This window comes from Pseudomonas sp. CBS, from assembly GCF_024734645.1.
Lineage (GTDB): Bacteria > Pseudomonadota > Gammaproteobacteria > Pseudomonadales > Pseudomonadaceae > Aquipseudomonas.
Genome location: NZ_CP102929.1, coordinates 5,364,080 through 5,382,251, shown reverse-complemented (window position 1 = coordinate 5,382,251; position 18,172 = coordinate 5,364,080). Strand labels below are relative to the sequence as shown.

At 55.2% G+C, this 18,172-nt stretch carries 14 protein-coding genes; 9 read left to right on the top strand and 5 right to left on the bottom strand.

Translation table 11 applies throughout. From position 1 onward, the window contains the following. Positions 1 to 175 precede the first annotated feature (175 nt). The 7 genes from NVB75_RS24480 to NVB75_RS24450 all read left to right on the top strand — a co-directional run bounded on the left by NVB75_RS24480 (position 176) and on the right by NVB75_RS24450 (position 6,658). Positions 176 to 1,120, top strand: coding sequence for a hypothetical protein (locus NVB75_RS24480; RefSeq protein WP_258343699.1), 945 nt, complete (start codon positions 176 to 178; stop codon positions 1,118 to 1,120). A gap of 82 nt (positions 1,121 to 1,202) precedes the next feature. After that, complete coding sequence (locus tag NVB75_RS24475) at positions 1,203 to 1,457, top strand: AlpA family transcriptional regulator (protein WP_258343697.1); 255 nt, start codon at positions 1,203 to 1,205, stop codon at positions 1,455 to 1,457. Next, a complete protein-coding gene (locus NVB75_RS24470) occupies positions 1,454 to 1,759 on the top strand; it encodes a hypothetical protein (RefSeq protein WP_258343696.1) in 306 nt (101 codons plus the stop codon). Before NVB75_RS24475 ends, NVB75_RS24470 begins: the two co-directional genes overlap by 4 nt. A gap of 530 nt (positions 1,760 to 2,289) precedes the next feature. Next, the gene (locus tag NVB75_RS24465) at positions 2,290 to 2,574 is read left to right on the top strand and encodes a hypothetical protein (protein ID WP_015636993.1); all 285 of its coding nucleotides are present in this window, start codon (positions 2,290 to 2,292) and stop codon (positions 2,572 to 2,574) included. Continuing rightward, positions 2,571 to 2,843 (top strand): DUF3077 domain-containing protein, encoded by a 273-nt coding sequence (locus NVB75_RS24460; RefSeq protein ID WP_258343694.1) that lies wholly within the window; start codon positions 2,571 to 2,573, stop codon positions 2,841 to 2,843. Before NVB75_RS24465 ends, NVB75_RS24460 begins: the two co-directional genes overlap by 4 nt. Next, positions 2,840 to 5,728 (top strand): DUF927 domain-containing protein, encoded by a 2,889-nt coding sequence (locus tag NVB75_RS24455; RefSeq protein WP_258343693.1) that lies wholly within the window; start codon positions 2,840 to 2,842, stop codon positions 5,726 to 5,728. The genes NVB75_RS24460 and NVB75_RS24455 overlap by 4 nt, the downstream gene beginning before the upstream one ends. Positions 5,729 to 5,815: 87 nt before the next feature. Then, positions 5,816 to 6,658, top strand: coding sequence for a chromosome segregation protein SMC (locus NVB75_RS24450; RefSeq protein ID WP_258343691.1), 843 nt, complete (start codon positions 5,816 to 5,818; stop codon positions 6,656 to 6,658). 375 nt (positions 6,659 to 7,033) lie between these two features. Here NVB75_RS24450 and NVB75_RS24445 read toward each other — a convergent pair whose 3' ends face one another. Continuing rightward, positions 7,034 to 7,771 (bottom strand): hypothetical protein, encoded by a 738-nt coding sequence (locus NVB75_RS24445; protein WP_258343690.1) that lies wholly within the window; start codon positions 7,769 to 7,771, stop codon positions 7,034 to 7,036. Continuing rightward, on the bottom strand, positions 7,764 to 8,588 hold the full coding sequence (locus NVB75_RS24440) for a hypothetical protein (RefSeq protein WP_258343688.1): 825 nt from the start codon (positions 8,586 to 8,588) through the stop codon (positions 7,764 to 7,766). The genes NVB75_RS24445 and NVB75_RS24440 overlap by 8 nt, the downstream gene beginning before the upstream one ends. Positions 8,589 to 8,998: 410 nt before the next feature. On the opposite strand from NVB75_RS24440, the gene NVB75_RS24435 reads away from it, so the two are divergent. Next, positions 8,999 to 14,173 carry an ATP-binding protein gene (locus tag NVB75_RS24435; RefSeq protein ID WP_258343687.1) on the top strand — a complete coding sequence of 1,725 codons (5,175 nt, stop codon included), beginning with the start codon at positions 8,999 to 9,001 and terminating at the stop codon, positions 14,171 to 14,173. Positions 14,174 to 14,892: 719 nt separating this feature from the next. Here NVB75_RS24435 and NVB75_RS24430 read toward each other — a convergent pair. Then, positions 14,893 to 16,134: an SH3 domain-containing protein gene (locus NVB75_RS24430; protein WP_258343686.1), complete on the bottom strand. Its 1,242-nt coding sequence runs from the start codon at positions 16,132 to 16,134 to the stop codon at positions 14,893 to 14,895. 255 nt (positions 16,135 to 16,389) lie between these two features. Between NVB75_RS24430 and NVB75_RS24425 the strand changes: the two genes are divergently transcribed. Further along, positions 16,390 to 16,944 (top strand): GNAT family N-acetyltransferase, encoded by a 555-nt coding sequence (locus tag NVB75_RS24425; protein WP_258343685.1) that lies wholly within the window; start codon positions 16,390 to 16,392, stop codon positions 16,942 to 16,944. Positions 16,945 to 16,949: 5 nt separating this feature from the next. Here NVB75_RS24425 and NVB75_RS24420 read toward each other — a convergent pair whose 3' ends face one another. Further along, entirely contained in the window at positions 16,950 to 17,561 is a 612-nt protein-coding gene (locus NVB75_RS24420; protein ID WP_258343684.1) for a hypothetical protein, read from the bottom strand. A gap of 39 nt (positions 17,562 to 17,600) precedes the next feature. Then, positions 17,601 to 18,005, bottom strand: coding sequence for a hypothetical protein (locus NVB75_RS24415; protein WP_258343683.1), 405 nt, complete (start codon positions 18,003 to 18,005; stop codon positions 17,601 to 17,603). Between the last annotated feature and the right edge of the window lie 167 nt (positions 18,006 to 18,172).

Below are 18,172 nucleotides of genomic sequence, written 5' to 3'. Positions count from 1 at the left end.
CTGTTTTTATTGAATATATTACGTGTTACACGCACGAAGAAACTTCAAAGCACGACGTGTTACATCGAGAAGTCGTGTTACAGAAAGACCGCGCCCTCAACCCTGCTGGCGTTGGCGCTTCCAGCCGCAAATCGCTGTAACAGCCTATCGGCTTCGGGGCGGCGGGGAGATCTAAATGGACTTTGAGCGGGGCATCGATGCAGAAGAGCTTGAACTCGAAATCGCAGGCTTCGATGTAACGTGCCTGGTGTGGGATCAGGACGACGTCGAGGCAGCCGTTCGCAGTCTTGCGCTGTTTCCGCAATTCAACAACCACTTCAACGATGCCTTCGATCTGATCAACACAGCCACCTCGTTCTGGCTCGAGGAGGGCTCCTACGCTCCGTGTGCAGAGTCGGTAACAAGAACCCTTTATCGACTTCGCGATCCCATTAGCGAGCATGCCAGTTATGCAGAGGCAGGCTCATTGCCCAGTGTCATTCGACGGTTTCTTGGGGTGAGTCATTCCGCAACAGACTCACAGCTTGCGGCGACCTTTGCCCTGGTACTGGGAACGCAGGCTGTGGAGACGCTTGCAAATTGGCTGTTCGACCTTGAGCTCACCACTTACGGCATTGATGCAGACCTGATAGAGCAGCTGAAACATGACTCACCCCGCCAGTACCTTGTCCTGATCGAAAAAGAGCGGGACCGCAGCAGCGGAAACGAGATCAGGGTACGAGAAGAATTCGCGACGTTGCTAGGCGAGGCGAATCAGGCGCTGCTGATGGCGAGTCTTTATCGCCAGGTGGAGCAGATGGATGTGTTTAAAAAAGGCTTCAACACATCAAGTCTGATGCATCGAATTCTCGACGATGCCTTGTCGACAAAGGCGACGAGAAGGGGCCAGGAAGCAGGTAATGGGAACCGAAACCCCAGCTCTGCAATACAGACCTTGGCTATGGATAGGCGGGCAAAAATCAAAGCGGCTGCAGAGCAAATCATTAACGGCCGGAAAATTGAAATGCGAAGTCTGTCCGATGCTGAACTGACCAATCTTCTTTCCGAACGGAAGTGCCACGGCACAAAAAAAACCATTCGAGAGCATTTGACCGCTCTGGGCCTTAGACCTCTGAAATAAAAAAGGGAGCGGACACAGTCCACTCTCCCTCCCCTGCGTAGCGTATGACCCGTTGTCTCAATTAACAAAGGGTTAGCTCGCTATGACTACCGTATTAAAATCAATTCCCTCGCATGACCCCTCCATGACCCTCATCCGCATGCCCGAGGTCATTTCAATCGTAGGGCTTGCACGCCCGACTATCTACAAGCTGATGCGTCAACCTGAAAGCGGATTCCCACTACCGGTAAAGCTGAGTAACAGCAATGCCCGAAGTGCTCCAGTTGCGTGGGTATTGGGGGAAGTTCAGGCATGGACACGCGCACGCATCGCTGCCCGTGATCAGGTGGCAGCATGAAAAATCGAGTGGCCAACAAGGCCATTTTGCAGCCCTTTTCTGTACTCAGAACAGTGGGTTTCTCATCACGAGGTATGCAGCGCTTTGAGCGCCACCGCACAGAGCAAAAACGCCTTAACCGGGACGTCATGGTGATGCGATGGGCAGATGGGATCTGGTGCGCATTGTCAGTTCCCTGCCAGGCCCCCCAAGCAATCATCGTCGACGAAGGCCAACAAATCGACGCCTATGAGGATGCACGCGCCTGCCTCGAAGGCGACCTCTTGCCCTTTGTTTCCCTGAGCTGGGAAGTCCATGCCTGAAACGAAAACGCCCCCGGCGGCAACCGGAGGCGTTGAGGTAAATCTACATGCCTAATCAATTTATTCCCCACCGGAAAAATCCGCAAGTGATCCGCACAGTTGCACTTTCAAAAAACGGGCGTTACTCTCTGACCGTCGCTGCAAATTCAGCGATCGGGTTTGGCGACCCGAGTACATGCAGGCGCACAGGCGCCCCCATACCGATTGCAGGCGCTTTTTTTGTGCCCGCATTCCTGCTTTATGGCGGCTGTGCGTGGGAGACCTTCGGGTCTGCCGGGGTCCTGTATGCCCGGTTCGCCAACCTGCGCACAGCTGCCACCCTAATTCGTTTGGCGACGATCAGTGGCAGCTCCTCACATACAGGAGCTTCACCAAATGCACGCCCTCAATCCGTCCAAATTTCGCGCCGCGGCTCATCGAGCAATGGCTCTCGCCGCTTTACACGCCAACTCCAGCCTCGCGACACGCCTTTCCCGTTACAACGCCCATATGTCCAAGGCTCGCGCCCTGGAAGCCGCAGGAGGTGCCGAATGAGCATGCTCCCAGGCTTTTCACTGCCAGAGGATCTACTTTGCGTCAGCCAGGACGCCGAAGCCGGTATTCCCATCGACGCCATCACCTGCGCCCTGGACCGAGCCGATTCAGTTCTCATGCTGCTGGAAGATCACTTAGACGGCGATAAACCCGCCCTCTCCAACCGCGTACTGTCGTCTGTTATTTGGGACGTGCGCGGCACCTTGGGCTTGATCAAAACACTCGCCTTGTATGGTGATGCCTCCTCTGTGCCAATGGGCCAGAAAGGCGGTGCTCTATGAACACTGCCAACACCCGCGGGCGTGCCGAATTCTCATGCGTTGCCAGCGGTAGTCAAAAGCTGTTTAGGGTAAATGCAGGCGTGCCGATCGAGGACGCACTTGAGGCCATATCGCTGTTTCAGTACTACGCCAATCAACTGACCCTCGAAGCCGCCATGAGTAACGAGGGCGAGCGATTCAGCTGGCCTGCTCTCTACCTAGGTGAAATGGCAAAAGCGCTGATCGATGACGTGAGCGATGCGATGTATGCAACGAGGGTAGCGCCATGACCCAGCGCACCGGCACCACCTCAAAACGCCCCAGCTTTTCCGACGTAAAAAGCGATGCCCTGAAGAACATCGACCGCGTGCTTGCTCACTGGCTGCCGAACGGCAAACGCGTCGACGGCGGCAAGGAATACACAGCCCCGAATCCGACTCGCACGGACAAGCGCGCTGGCTCACTCAAAGTCAACTTGAGCAAGGGCACCTGGGCGGATTTTGCGACCGGCGATAAAGGCGGCGACCTAATCGACCTCGTGCGCTACATCGACGGCGGCACGGACGTTGAGGCCTGCAAAAAGCTGGCAGACCTGCTCAATGTATCCGCAGGATCTGCGACCACCAAAAGCGCACCGGCCAAAAGCGCAACGCCGGAGTGGATCGCGATTCAGCCGATCCCGACCGAGGCCATGAACAAGTGCCCAGCTAAACACCGGCAACACGGCGCTCCGTCCAAGGTGTGGATCTATCGCGATGCGCAGGGCCAACCGGTCATGGCGCTGTATCGCTTCGACCTAGGCCCCGATGAGGACGGCAAACCGCGAAAGGTCTTTGCGCCGTTGACCTGGTGCAAGCGCTCCGATGGGCAGACCACACAATGGCGCTGGCAAGGATTGCCGGAGCCTCGGCCATTGCTGCGCCTGGATGAGCTGGCACAGCGCGCCGATGCGCCAGTGGTGTTGTGTGAAGGCGAAAAGGCTGCTGACGCCGCCGCCGAATTGATGCTCGACCACGTAGCCACCTGCTGGCCGAACGGCTCCAACTCTTGGCACAAGGCCGACCTGACGCCACTCAAAGGGCGCGCTGTGGTGCTGTGGCCGGATAACGATGCCAGTGGCAAAGCCTGCATGGATGCCATAGAGCTCAAATTGATTGAGCTGGGCGTCTCGTCAGTGCAGCGAATCTCGCTTGACGTATTCAAGCTGAAGCCCAGCAGCAAAGGCGGTAAACCGGCGCTCATCAAGGGTGGAAAATGGGCGGACGGCGACGATGCAGCGGACGCATTAACCAAAGGTTGGACTGCTTGCCACGTGGCCGGGCTGGTGCGCAACGGCGAGTTTTTCGGCACTGTAGCTGAGCCCACTGAACCTCAACAACCTAAGGATAAGACGCCCGCCAAACGACCTGCGAAATCGAAAAATGATTTGTTGCCGGGCGGCTTTCGTCTGACGCCTGAAGGGGTGTTTTATTCCGGCGATGATGGCGAGGCGCGCCCTGTGTGTTCGCCTCTCGAAATCATCGCTCGCACTCGCGACGACAAGGGCCACAACTGGGGCTTGCTGGTCGAATTCGACGACCCGGACGGCGCCAAAAAACGCTGGAATATTCCAGCCAGAACCATGACCGGCGACTTCGGCAAAGACGTACTCGGCCCGCTGGTAGACATGGGCCTGCGCCTTGCCGGAAGCCGATCAGGACGCAATGCCCGCAACGACCTACAAAGCTACCTCGGCGGCTTCGATAGCGCCCAGCGCGCCCGTTTGGTGACGCGTCTGGGCTGGCATGACAACGCGTTCCTTTTGCCCGAACAGCAAATAGGCTCACACGCCGAACACCTGCATTTTTATGAGGCCGGTGCGCAGTTGCCACCGATCAGCGAGGCCGGCTCTCTGGAGCAATGGCAGCAGCAAATCGGCGCGCTGTGCGTTGGCAACCACCGCTTAGCGTTTGTCGTCTCTGTGGCCTTTGCAGGCCCGCTGCTGAACCTGCTCGGGCATGAGTCGGGCGGCTTCCACCTGTACGGCGACAGTTCCGGGGGCAAGACCACTCACCTGCAAGTCGCTGCTTCGGTCTATGGAGGGCCGCGTCTGGTGCGTTCGTGGCGCTCGACAGATAACGCCCTGGAGTCCATCGCCGCAGCTCACTCAGACGGTCTCCTGGTCCTGGATGAAATCGGCATGTGCGACCCGCGCATTATTGGCGAAACGGTGTACATGCTCGGCAACGGTACTGGTAAGGCACGGGCGAATGATCGAGGACAAGCGGGCCGACAGGTGCAGGAGTGGCGCCTGCTGTTTCTCTCGACGGGGGAGAAGACGTTGGCGCAGCACATGGCCGACGCCAACAAGGAGCTGAAAGCCGGTATGGAGGTGCGCATGCTCGCCGTGCCTGCGGATGCGAGCAAAGGCCTCGGCATGTTCGATGTGCTGAACGGTTTTGAAGATGCCGCCGCCCTCTCCGATGCGCTCAAGGCCCGTGTCGCCAAATACTACGGCACGCCCCTAACCGCCTTCATGCACGCGCTGTGCGCGCCTGGGGAAATGCTCAGGTGGTCGGTGATCGTTCGCCGCACGGTTGAACAGTTCATCACCCAAAACCTGCCCGCCTCGGCCAGTGGTCAGGCCCAGCGTGCAGCACTTCGTTTTGGTCTCGCAGCAGCGGCCGGAGAGTTGGCCACCGCCTTCGGCGTTACTGGATGGCCGGATGGCACTGCCACCACCGCAGCTCGGGTGTGCCTGAGTGCTTGGATGAACGAGCGCGGTGGCGCCGGGAACCTTGAGGGGGACGCGATCTTGGCGCGGTTGCGCCAGATCATCGAGCGCTTCGGTGAAAGCCGCTTCACCCGCTGGGAGTCGGCCGCCGCGAAGATCGATGAGCACGGTCCACGCACCATCGACCGGCTGGGCTTTCGCAAAACGTTGGAGCACGGCCTGGGTGACGCGCTGCACACCACCAACACTTACTACGTGTTGCCTGAGGCATGGCGCTCAGAAGTGTTCAAGGGCATGAACATCAATGCTGTGAACAAGGAGCTGATACGCCGTGGCGTCCTTGAGCCCGGGCCGGACGGAAAAGCCTCCTGTGCTGTTCGCTTACCCGGTCTGGGCACTCAGCGTTGCTATGTGGTGAAGACCGTGCCGGGAACGGATGAGAGCGAGGCTCAGGCCGCCTGAAGGCGGACCTACTGACTGAGGTAGAGCCGGCTCAAGCGGGCCTCGCCAGCCACTCCGAACCCCAACTAAATTATCAGGACAAAACTAATGAACCGAATTGAACAACTGAAAGACACACGCGCCAAATTGAGCATTGAAATGGAAGTCATCAAAAAGGAACTGCCACCTTTTGAGGAGGCGCTTGTAAGCGAAGACGTCATTAACCACGGCCGTGAGAGCGACGTCAGACATGAAATCAGCAGTAGAAAATTAAAGATCGACTCGATCGATCATCAGATTTTCCGACTGGATCAGAAGCTGGACCGGCTGGAAAAGCTGGCCAACAGAGAAAGCTTGATGGAAGGCTACATTGCCGATATGGCGAACTGGATGGCAGATGAGCTGGAGCTCAATGCTAAACGGAAAAGCCTAAGCACTCGACTAGAGGAAGTCCGTCAGCAGTCTCAGCACCACATTACCAGCGCACGCCAGGCAGAGACCGAGGCGGCGACAGCCTATGCACAAGCAGTTGCATGGGGCGATGTCGAAGGCGAAAAAACGGCTAATACCGATGCCCAGAAAGCGGCGAAAAACCTCACGACCGCCACCGAACAACATCGCCGCCAGCTCCTGATCATCACCGCCTTGGAGCAAGAGCTGTCCACCGTGGACCGATATATCGAAGAAGCTCATAAAGCACATCAAAAAATTGAGGACACCGCTTTACGGCTCGCTCACGATGCCCTGGAAGAAACGTGGAACGAAGCGGCCCAGACGCTGCTGGATGTAGGCGGAAAGTTATACGCCGCTGCTCGGCTAATTGGCCGCGACCCGATGTCCTTGATGAAGCTTGATATTCCAGAGCAGGGTGAAAACTTCGGCAGTTGGGGGTGGGGCGAACTGGCAGACCGTGCCAGCCAGTATCGCACGCGCGATCTACTCTCGATGTAACCGCTGATTACACAGAGACAGCCTGAATCGCGGGCTGTTTAAATCACTCCAAGGAATGAAGCCATGAAAACGGCGGCGCGAAATATCTCGTCCATTTCCGAAACGCTTAACGCGCGAAAAACTCACCTGACCACTTTGCTCACTATCGTGGATACCAACATTGGGAAAAACACATCGACGCAGAAACTCACAATCACTGCGATAAACGCAGAACTGACGCTAATTGAGCATAATCTAAAAAAACGATGACACGATAAGCGGAAGCCAGCAAAGGCTTCCGCTACACTAAAACTCGAAAGGCAGAATCCGGGCCGAATCTGCCGACCAACATTAGTTTCGTGATCTACTCCAGTATTTTGGACAGAGGGGCAAATATTAGTAAAGATTATAGCTAAGACCCACTTCATTCAGCACAGCATTGAATTCATCATTAGATTTTAAATATTCAGTAGACGAGTACTCCATAAACTGCGCACTCATCATCACCAAACGTAATAATGCGAAATCTGTGAAGTTTATAAGAGTGAGATAATGAGAGCGCCTGTCTTCCATGGAAAAACCATTGGAGTCACTTAGCTTATCAGTGATCATCCTTACCATATTATAAAAAACTCTAGTAACCCCGAACACTCGATCGGCAGAGTCCACATCCTCCAAATATGCAGTGACTCGGCCAATATCAGGCGACTCGCTTCTTAGATACGCAATATCATCTTCTATCTTGATTATTGCGTCAGCACCATATTTATTTACAAGCACACCTCGCTCTTCAAACTCAACCTTGAATGCATCTAACGAAATTCGCTGAGAATCAATCATATTAAAAAGCTGCGTTTCAAATGAGCGCAATCTCTCGGACTTTCGTGTATTGCTTATTTCACTCCTAAGGTCTTGATTGGCTTGATTTTGCAACGTTAATGATTTGATAAGCAGCACGAGAGAAATAAAGCTAAACATGGGATTTAGGAGGCCGCCAAAATAGTCACCAAGCTGCCCCCAAACAGCCGGATCGTCAGATACCCCATACCCAAGCTTAAGATAGAATTGAAATAGGTAAGAAGCGAAAACACTAATAAGCAACAATGTCGCCGCCGCCACATACCTATTAATCATTATAAAAACCCTTGATAATATACTTTACAATTTTTCCGTCTCGAAGCTTTATAGGTCTCGCGATAATTTTTAAGTTTTTCCAATTAGAACTATCTATTCCGTTATTGTGGTCAAGGTTTTCAGAGAATTTTTTCTTGGCCTCCAATCTAACTTCTTTGTACTCAATTCCGAAACCAAAAGCTACTGTTTCATCTGCTCCTTTTAAAAGAAGCCTACCGTTCCCGGTATTGATATTAAGCCTCGTGATGCTGGCGGTAATATCTATATTGCTATCTGACTCCTTAGCTTGCAGTGCCAAAACAGTTGACTTATTGAAGCTCGCTATAACCACCTTCTCGTCCAAATTTTTCCTGTATCTAATTTTTACATCATGATTAAATCTTGTTGATACTTTGTGAATGTCCTCCATTGACGATACGCGCAATTTTTTTATTAGGTCTTCGGCAGAATCGCCTAAACCTTCTACAATCCTCTGAGCTTTTTCTGACAATTCAACAGACTCGACATAAAGAGCCTCTTTCATAAAGTAAGACATCAACTCCACAAATGTTTGATTACCTATCTTTTTATATTCTCTCTGTAGTTTTTCATCAGAGATTTCAACTGTAAAAATCTGCCCGTAAGACCCCTTAAAAGTTTTTTTCAAAATAGTTCTTACACTGCTGACCCCTCTATGCCTTAGGGAGACTTTTCCGGTCACAAGCGTCTCAGCTATGCTCAAAGTTGCTTCAGAGACTCCTTGCAAAGTTTCGAGCCCAGCTTTCATATCAACTTCGTAATCTTCTGTATCAATGACAACGTCGAGATTGATCGGCATATATTTCCCTACTTATACCAATATTTTAAAAGCAACCATTTCATCGTAGAGTGGCAATCATCCCCGCGCCAAACTACGTGGCAATGCTACATAAATGCTTATACCCGACTGGGCGACCAAGTGCACGTAGTAAACACCTGACGCAAAAAAGTGCCGAAATCACTAAGCAAATAGGCTCGCACTGATTAGAATTGGCTGCTATCTGCTCCTTTGCAAAGCAAAGTTTAGATTCGACGTCCACTTTTGGGCCGATTTTAGGCCTTCATGAATGAAGCTCTGAATGGAGCGTCATCGGGAAGTGTCCTGAAAACCAACATTCGCCTTCGCACCCATTTCAGCCATTTTTTCCAGATGTTCTTGATAATTTCACAAGCTGACGACATCAGGTGGTGTTTGAACATAGGATAAGCTTGCTAGTTAAGGAGGGCGACTATTCGCCCGACGTATCGATGATGAAAATGGAGCTCAGACCAGAAATGGATTCCGGTTCAAGCCCGGCCTCGCGAGGTCCGGCTGGCGCTTATATCGAAGGCGAACTTGGCGCCCTCTATCTGCTCGCCCTGCTGACGGGCAATCGAGCACCGGGGATGCCAGACGCTAGTGTCGTCAGTATCCGATTTCAAGGCACCGAGCACGGGTTTAAGCTGGATGACCTGATAGCTTTTGGAGCAGGGCCGGCCGGGACCGCCATCCTCGAAATTCAGTCGAAGCGGGATATCACATTCTCGCCGGGGGACAGCGTCTATAAGGACGTCGCCTCCCAGATCGCACGGAGCATCGTGGATTCCGTTCCGGCGGAGAGACACCTTCTCGGCATAGCGACGCAGCGGACCAGCCGCAAGATTTCCGGCGCTTATCAGGATGTACTCAAGTGGGCGCGGGCAATTGAGAGCGCGGCGGCGTTCTTCACTCGGCTAGACTCCAGGGGCATCGCGAGCAAGGATATGCGCGATTTCGTCGCGACGACGCGAAAACACCTCGTCGCGGGCGGTGTAGCCGATGACGACGATGCGATCTGGAGGTTGTTACGACGGATGCTCATCCTCGAATTTGACTTCGAAGCGACCTCACCGATCACCCGAACCTATGGGTATGCGCTCGCACGGATAGCACTGGCCGACGAGGACGTTGGCCGCGCCGGAGCGCTATGGAGCCGGCTGGTCGATTTGTCAATAAAGACGGGAACTACCGGCGGTGAAATAGACCGAACGACCCTGGTGGCCAATCTCGCCGAGGCGGGATTTCGGCTTGCTGGCGGCCGCGAATATGGTCAGGCACGCATCAAACTTGCCGAGCTTGCACAGAATACGCTTGCCCATATCGGCACGAGCGTGGCGGGGGTCTCCTTGCCGCGGCTGGAAGCAGTCGCTGCGTTGGACGACGCATCCGAAACGCATCGTTTCGTAGAGGTTCACGGGGATCCCGGCGTCGGAAAATCCTGGGTCCTTCGCCATCTCGCCGAGCGTGTTGCGCGCCAGGCTCCGATCATCGTCCTCGACCAGGATGCGACGCCTCCGGGTGGCTGGCTGCCGTTTTCAAACGCTCTCGGAATCCCGGGATCGGCGGTGGAATTCCTGACCGAACTGGCCGCAAGCGGGGGGGCGATGCTCTTCATCGACGGCATTGACATGTTCGACGATGTCGGGCGCCAGCGCACAATCGCCGAGCTCATAAGGGCAGCGAGCACGATCCCGGACTTCAAGGTGATCGCCACCAAGCGAACGGCCAGCAATACCGATATCGAACACTGGCTGGACGATCAGATCGTTGCCGCAATGGGTGGCGCGTACCCGATACAAGTCGGGCCGCTGTCGGAGGATGAAGTCGCGACCCTCGTCGACCTAGCACCGGATCTGCGATCGCTGCTGGACCCGAAACATCCCGCCGCCGGGCTTGCCCGAAATCTCTACCGGCTGTCCCGGCTGCTCAAGGTACCTAGCGCTACAGGGATCCGGACCGAGGCCGCGATGGCCGGTTTCTGGTGGCGGAACGCGGACGGCGCGCCTGCAAACAGCGTTCGCGCGGCGCAGCGGCTGATAGCAGCGCTCGCTGCCAGCGCCCTCGAGCGCGAAGAAGGGCTTGAAATCGCAGAAGATTCGGCGGCGCGTTCGCATCTGATAGGGGCCTTGACGCTGAGGGAAGTACGGCGCGACCGCCTAGACTTCTATCATGACGTGCTGCGCGACTGGGCGATAGGCAACTATATTGCCGAGCACCCCCAGCGTCTGGCGGCTCTAAACATGAGCGTGCCGGTCTCACCACGCGTTGCCCGCGGCATCGAGTTCGCCGCCCGACTCGCTCTCGAATCCGATGCAGATTGCAGCGGGTTGATCCAACTACTCGGGCAACTCTCGCCCCATGGGGCGCATGGATCCTGGCGACGTCAGGCGTTCCTTGCCTTATCGCGTTCGGAGGCCGGATACGAACTGCTCGAAAAGTGCAGCACCGGATTGCTTGCAGACGGTGCGGCTCTCCTCGTCGAATTGTGTACGACGATCGTCGCGGTCGAGACGGTCGCGACGGCCGACCTGATGACAATGCCAGACGGGGCCAAGGTAGACCTGCCACGTTCCCATCGGACCGATGTCACCGGCTCAACCCTCCAGGTGCTGCGCTGGGTGCTGGCGCATTCGACCGAGATCTCGATATCGGCGATCGGCGCCGTGGTAGAACTGGTAAAGATACAGCTCTCTCTCCGCGAGCATCTTCAGATACTCACCCGCCAAATTGCTGTAATGCTTTTTGGCTGGCTTCGACAGCTCGATGTCCGCGACGCCGATGTGACGATCCCGGGGGAAAGGAACCTTGGGCGGGCAGCGAGCGACGGGCGAAGCAGCATGATCGAGCAACTTCGCCTGATCGCTATGTTTCTCGGAAAATTTGCGCCTGATGAACTCAAGGCCTATCTCAGGGAGGTAGGCCTTGAGCGGAACAACTATAAAGTCGATGCAATCCGACAGTTTTCGAAAGTGATCGCGCCGGTTGCGCCCGCCGAACTAGCGGAACTCGTATTAGCGAGCCTCCTCCAGACAAATAAACGGCGCGACCGCCGTAATCGAATAATGGAGCAGGCCTTCACCTTCGCCGACAGCAGCTACTTGCCCGCCTCGCCAGCGCAGCCCCCGTTCCTCGATCTACTGGAGTCCGCGCCCACCGAAGGATTGAAGTTGATCCGCACACTGGTAGCTGAGGCGATCGCGTTCAGCACCGACGCACACGCGTCGGAAAATCCTGGCTTCACCGTCAATTTCGGCGATGGTCCACGGCTCTTTCCCCGAACCGACAGCTATCTCTGGTCCCGGGATCAATGCCGCGAATATTCGGCAGCCTCCGGACTCATGGCGCTAGAAGCCTGGAGCCAGCAAAGGCTTGATGATGGTGCAGCTGTCGATGATGTGCTCGCCGATATCATAGGGCCCGAGGGCGGCTGTGCAGCGTACCTCCTAGTTGCGGTAGATGTACTGCTGTCACATTTCGACGTTGCGCGCGATGCATTGGCGCCGTTCCTTGCAGATCCAGAGTTGCTGGCCACCGACCGCTTGCGTCGTGACCGCGATAGAGGATCTGGGATCGATCAGCTCGCGATCGGGAAGGAGCCGGAGGACAAGGTCAGACTCGCTGATTTGAAGGGCCGCCCGTCGCGACACACGACGTTGTTCGACGTAGTGCACTTTTATCTGGGAGATGATCAAGTAGCAAACCGCCTGCGCGAGCATCTGGGTGCGGCGGTCGCGGGCCTCGAGCCCATTCAATCCTACTCGAACTTTACTGACGCGCGGTTCATCGCACGGTTTGCCAACAACATGCTGCAACGATCGAACTGGATCGACATCGGAGACGAAAAACTAGGGTATCGACCGCCAGCGGACGAGGCCAAGCATCTCGAAGCGATGGAGAAACAGCGAGTCGCACGCTTGCGTTCGATCGAGGTCGAATCCCGCATCAGTTTGGCGATCGATGGCGAAGGTAAACACGCTACCGCCGAGACTGCGCGCGATGCGGTCGCCTATGCGGGCGGCGACCTTCCCGACGACAGCGACACCGACTACCTCAAGTCGCGCTCAACCAGGCTGATCACGACGGCCTTGCTGGTGACTCGCGACGGTGAAGATAGTCTGCTCGCTACCGAGGAGGCGTGGGTCCGTCAAGTTATTGCAATCGCGTTCGAGGAACATTCCGATCGCGGCACCGGATCACAGGATACGTTGTGCTTCAATCGGCCGGCGATTGCCATCCTGACTCTGATCAATCTTTGGGCACGGAAGGACAATGAAGCGGACCGGAACGCGCTGATCCGGCTCGCGACGCGCGGGGATCGCAGTGCGGGGCCGGCATTCTCAGCCGGACTTGAGCGGATCCTAAAAACCCAGCCCAAGCTCTTCAAGGCATCCATGCGCGCTGCGTTCGCAAGCATGATTTGGCGCTGGCAAAGCCACGACGAGGACGACAAGGCAGCGCATACGCGCTTCGGTGCAGAAAGGACCGCTGCGGTCGATACCGCAGTCGCGGCCGAAATCGCCTGGTTGGATGGCGAGGCCGAACCTGCATGGCCGGCTTGGCCCGAGGAATACCCGATTCGGCGCCGCGGTTCGCACCTCCACGTTCCTAGACCCCTCATTTCTGGAGATTGTGGGGAAGAAGAGACGATCGAGTCAGCGGTCGCCGAGCCATCGTCGATCATCCACGTCAACTGCAAGGCGGCAGCGCAATGGCTGGCGATGGTCCAAGCCGCGCCCAAGGGATCAATCGACTGGCGGCAGGAGGTGGTCGAGGCTTACGTGGACTGGACGGCTCGGATGAACGGGCTAGGTCTGCCAGTAGATATCGAGATAGATAATGATCCGCACGAATGGAATATGCACTACTACGCGCTGTTCGCCGAGCGGCTGCTCAACGCCACCGATGCATCGTTCGAAGCAGATCTGAAACTCGTGACAAATCTGCCGGACGAGCCTTTCGGCAAGGTTGCTCAGACTATCATCCACTCGGCCGACGCACTTTATTGCAACGATCCGCAGCGTCCGGCCATACGGCCTGCTGATTTGCGTACCCGTTTGGCGCAACGCGTGATGGCACTCCACAGGTGGCAATATGCCGATGATCCATCCAGTTCACGGATCGATATGGAGAGCGGCGGGATCATCGCAAAGGTAATGCTGAACACTTACAACCCGTTCAACGGGACGCAGAGCTATCTGCCACCCGTGTTGTTCGACCGCGTCGACCCGCTCCTTCCAGCGATGAGACCGCTTCTAGCAGGCGGGCCGACGGCCTTCGTGGCTCTGTGCACGATGAATTTGCTCTTAGTTGCGACCCGCGCGCGTCACCTCGACTTCTTGCTCGAAGCGACCGAGGCTTGGTTTGATCGCACCCAAGCGCCCGAACTGTGGATCGACATGGGCATAGGACGGAAGGTAGTCAAATGGCTGGAGGCGGCGATCATCCAAGAGCCTGAGTTGCTCGCACCAGCACATCCTTCGCGCGCCCGTATCGACCGCGCGCTCGGGCGGTTAGTCGGTGTTGGCATTGCTGAGGCCCATGAGCTCGAATTGAAGGTCGAAGCGGCAGACGGGGCGCATAGGTAAGAAAACCGACTAACTTTAAAACGGCTTCAAAAGAACAGCTTTTTTAGCGTGTAAGACCGTCCGTATTAGCCGATTACGACCTATGGAATAGCAATTTTTGTATGCGCTGCTGTAACACCTATTTGGCATGTAACACCCAATGGACGCGAAAGACCAACGGCGTGTAACAAAAATAAAATCCAATAAATTCAGATAGTTATTATTACTTGCAACACCTGTAACACCTGTAACACCTCTTTTCAGTCCCCCGCCCCATTAGTGATAGCGCCGCCAGCGAAAGCTTGTCTGGCTTAGTAACAATTAATGCAGAGTTCGAACGGTGGAGCGTCAAACGATACGACGCTTTGGAGTGTTGTTTGCCAATAACTAACAGGTGAGACACAGCAACAGGACTCCAATATCGCCTGGGACCCTGGGGATGTTCTGTTGGTACGGGGTAGGAAACCCGCCGGATCGTGTTAGCGGAAGGGCACCCAGCTTAGTGAACAGGTGAACCTGGTGAACTCCTGTTCACCTGTGCATATGCCCTACCCTTTCAGCCATCTCCGAGTACCGTTACCAATACGGTAACGATGCCCTTTTGTCTTCAAGATCCTTTCAATTTCAACATTGAAATTTCAGTAAGCTGGTGTGGTTGCCGCTACCACGATCCCGCGGGTTTCATGCCCCGTACTAAGAGTAAACCTGCAGGGGCCCCCTCGCTTAAATCGCGGGACGAATCAGGATCGAGAGATCGGGCCGACGAATTTTCTTGAAACCCAGCCTTCGATTTCTATCCCCTGGTGCTTGTATGTGACCAGTAGCCAGTCTCGATTTTCCGAGTCGATCACTTCAAGAACAGCAAATTTTGGAAGCATCATGATGACCTCAGCTTTGATTCCGGGCCCCACGCGAATGTTCACACCCTCGGACTTAGTCAGGCGATAACTTCTCTTCACTTCTGTGGGCACGTCGCATAAGGCGACACGCACCACCTTTCGCGCCTGAGCGAGTGAGTCAAATCCCTGAAGACGTTTCTCAATGTCACAAACTGACTCACGGAAGTCGTTCCATTTTGCTACTTCGGAATAGAACGCGTGTACCGCACTAAAGAAAAATATGAGGAAGGCAATCGCGGGCAGGCTGAGCGTTTGCTCACGATTACCGCTCTGCAATGATTGGACAATTTCGTCCTCAACGGCTTGGGTACTTGGGTGAGCATCAAGAGCACCCAGCTCAGGATCGAGAGAGGTACGCTCGATCGAACCAATCAACGATTCAACTTTTTCCGGCTCTGTCGACACCAGTAACTTGAAAATCGGAGACGATTGAAGCGACTCATACCCCGCCAATATTGACTTTAAGGACTGAGACGATTGATTGAAATTTGTAACGGACGATAGAGCCACAAAGGTGTCTGATGGAGCGAGGTTTGCACCAAGTGCTCCATTCCAAACTTCGTGGCTCCGTGCAATTGTTAATCTTTTCTCCAGCGCTTCCATCGCTGCCTGATACTCACGCGTTGGGGCCAGCGCTTTACCAATCGAATCCATCGCCTTTTGGTATTTACTCGTAGGGATAAGCAGCTTACCCATCGCCTCCATCGTCGCCTGAAACTTACGCGAAGGAGCTAACAACTTCTCCATCGCCTCCATTGTGGATTGATACTTACGCGTGGGGGCTAGCATTTTGTCCATGGCATCCATCGTCGCCTGGAACTTACGCGACGGCGATAGCATTGCTTCCATCGCCTCCTGATACTTTCGGGACGGAGCCATTATCCGATCAATCTTCTCCTGAAATTCGCGCATAGGCGCCAACATTCTTTCTGATACAGACAGATAATCGAGCAAAGGCATGGTTCCAGATAACGTCCCAGCCCTGTCTGGCGTGATCGCGTGCCGAGACCTTTCAGAACGATCGTCTTTTTCATCCACCGTCAAAACGCAATCCCCAATCAGCGAAAGGAAGAGTTCCGACATCGAATAAATCTATGTCGAAGCAATACTGGGAGTATATCCAAGGTGCAGAACGGGAACGACCACAGCAGCAGCACGCTTGTATGCCTGCCTGTATGCCTAGAAAAACAAGAATAATTAAATTCTTTTAAATCAGTCTGTTAGATATCAGGTTCAAATGACTGTGTACCACCAAGTACTAAAAACGGCTTACCGAAAGGTAGGCCGTTTTTTTATGCCTGAAGAAAAGTACACTGCCCCACCACATGGAGGTGACGCATGACATTCCCCCCCACCGCCATCCGCACCGAACGACTTTTACTGCTCCCCGCCCACCCTTGCCACGCACGTGCCGTGCAAGCGTACCTGCTGCAAAACCGCAATTTCCTCCAGCCTTGGGAACCGTCGCGTGATGACGCCTTTTTCGAACTGGCCGCCATCACCGAACGCCTCGAAACCCTGGCCGACAAAACCGCCAGCGGTGAAGCGTTGCACCTACTGATATTCAGCCACGGCAACATCATCGGCGCCTGCAACTTCAGCAATGTCGTACGCGATGCGTTCCAGGCCTGTCACCTGGGTTATGCGCTGAGCGAGTCTGGCCAAGGCCAGGGTCTGATGCATGAAGCGCTGACGGCGGCGATTGCCCATGTGTTCAACGCAATGCAACTGCACCGAATCATGGCCAACTACCGCCCGGAGAATCAGCGCAGCGCGCGCCTGTTGGCGCGGCTGGGGTTTGAACGCGAGGGTGAAGCGCGGGCGTATCTCAAGATCAACGGGGTTTGGGCGGACCATGTACTGACCGCCCTGATCAACCCCGACGATATTTAAACCACTCAGTCGCTGTGGGCGGCATCACTTGGTGCACCCGGACAAGGATTCACCAATTCCGAATATTCAAACTCCGTAAAGTACGGAATCTTTGTCCCCGGGATCATCCCTCCGCCGTACTTCTTCTTGCCGCTCGGCCTGACTGCTTTCGCGCCGGCACCAATCAACAACGGCTGACCATCAGCCAGCAAATAGTCCACCATCTCCCGGTGCATCGTGCCGTTCCATTGCTTGTCGGCATTCAGCGGCAGCAACACGAAGTTGGAGTCCACCGTGAACATGTTCAGCGCTTCCGCCGCTTCCCGGGAGGTGGCGGTATGGCCACACAACACTTCGGCAGTTTTAAGGGTGTAGGCCGGCACGTACCGGCTGCTTTGGTACTTGCTCAGGATCAGCCCTTTGCGGGTCAGAACCGCTATGCCTTGCTCGGCATGGCAGATCGCCTCGTCGCCATACTTCAGTTTGCAGAAGTTGGTGTAGGAGATGTCGATAATGTCACTGCCGGAAACTCCCAGGTCCTGCTGTATCTGAGCGCGGGCTTCAGGGGTCTGGTAGGGGATGCTGCAGCCGCTCAACAGCAGTGCGGCAACGACTAATACCAGCGGTAAATTACGCATAAAAACTCCAGGAAAACAGGATGAGGGCGGGGCAATCCATTAAATCCCTACCGGTAAAACCAGGTCCTTCTGCCCTTCCACCGTCACGTCATAAATCTTCTCGCTGCACACTGAGAACCCCTGTAAATCAAACTCAACCAGGTAGGTCTTGTTCGCTTTCGGCAAGAAGCTGCGCGATAACGGCCCGCACTTTTCCAGGGTGTACGACGTGCCGTGATCGCTGCGCCAGTTCGCAACGCCCTCCACCACGGTCAACTGATCCGCCGGCACCAGCATCTCCCGGAACGGCCGCGCACGATAAACTCCATGGGCCAGGCCCTTGTACAACCCTCGGGCAAATGCCGGCATTTGCTGCTCTTGGGCATCGTTGTAAACAACCCCCACGTTGCTCAAATTTCCCACGGGGCCAGCGCTGAAGCTCACCTGCGATTCAGTGCTGAGCATTCTGAAAATCACCTTTGCATGGTGGTCGTCTGCCATCAGCACGACTGGCTTGGGTTTGGCCGGTGGCGGGCCTTTTTGAGAGGAACAACCCACACCCAAAACGGCCACCACACACAACGGAATGACCCAAGCAAACGAACGATCCATAGATAAACTCAAGTCCTGTT

What these genes read in the sequence shown, in the direction of transcription:
- NVB75_RS24430 (WP_258343686.1), bottom strand. Translation starts at nt 16,134, where the DNA reads ATGTCGGAACTCTTCCTTTCGCTGATTGGGGATTGCGTTTTGACGGTG.
- NVB75_RS24455 (WP_258343693.1), top strand. Translation starts at nt 2,840, where the DNA reads ATGACCCAGCGCACCGGCACCACCTCAAAACGCCCCAGCTTTTCCGAC.
- NVB75_RS24460 (WP_258343694.1), top strand. Translation starts at nt 2,571, where the DNA reads ATGAACACTGCCAACACCCGCGGGCGTGCCGAATTCTCATGCGTTGCC.
- NVB75_RS24440 (WP_258343688.1), bottom strand. Translation starts at nt 8,588, where the DNA reads ATGCCGATCAATCTCGACGTTGTCATTGATACAGAAGATTACGAAGTT.
- NVB75_RS24480 (WP_258343699.1), top strand. Translation starts at nt 176, where the DNA reads ATGGACTTTGAGCGGGGCATCGATGCAGAAGAGCTTGAACTCGAAATC.
- NVB75_RS24445 (WP_258343690.1), bottom strand. Translation starts at nt 7,771, where the DNA reads ATGATTAATAGGTATGTGGCGGCGGCGACATTGTTGCTTATTAGTGTT.
- NVB75_RS24420 (WP_258343684.1), bottom strand. Translation starts at nt 17,561, where the DNA reads ATGCGTAATTTACCGCTGGTATTAGTCGTTGCCGCACTGCTGTTGAGC.
- NVB75_RS24475 (WP_258343697.1), top strand. Translation starts at nt 1,203, where the DNA reads ATGACTACCGTATTAAAATCAATTCCCTCGCATGACCCCTCCATGACC.
- NVB75_RS24425 (WP_258343685.1), top strand. Translation starts at nt 16,390, where the DNA reads ATGACATTCCCCCCCACCGCCATCCGCACCGAACGACTTTTACTGCTC.
- NVB75_RS24415 (WP_258343683.1), bottom strand. Translation starts at nt 18,005, where the DNA reads ATGCTCAGCACTGAATCGCAGGTGAGCTTCAGCGCTGGCCCCGTGGGA.
- NVB75_RS24450 (WP_258343691.1), top strand. Translation starts at nt 5,816, where the DNA reads ATGAACCGAATTGAACAACTGAAAGACACACGCGCCAAATTGAGCATT.
- NVB75_RS24465 (WP_015636993.1), top strand. Translation starts at nt 2,290, where the DNA reads ATGAGCATGCTCCCAGGCTTTTCACTGCCAGAGGATCTACTTTGCGTC.
- NVB75_RS24470 (WP_258343696.1), top strand. Translation starts at nt 1,454, where the DNA reads ATGAAAAATCGAGTGGCCAACAAGGCCATTTTGCAGCCCTTTTCTGTA.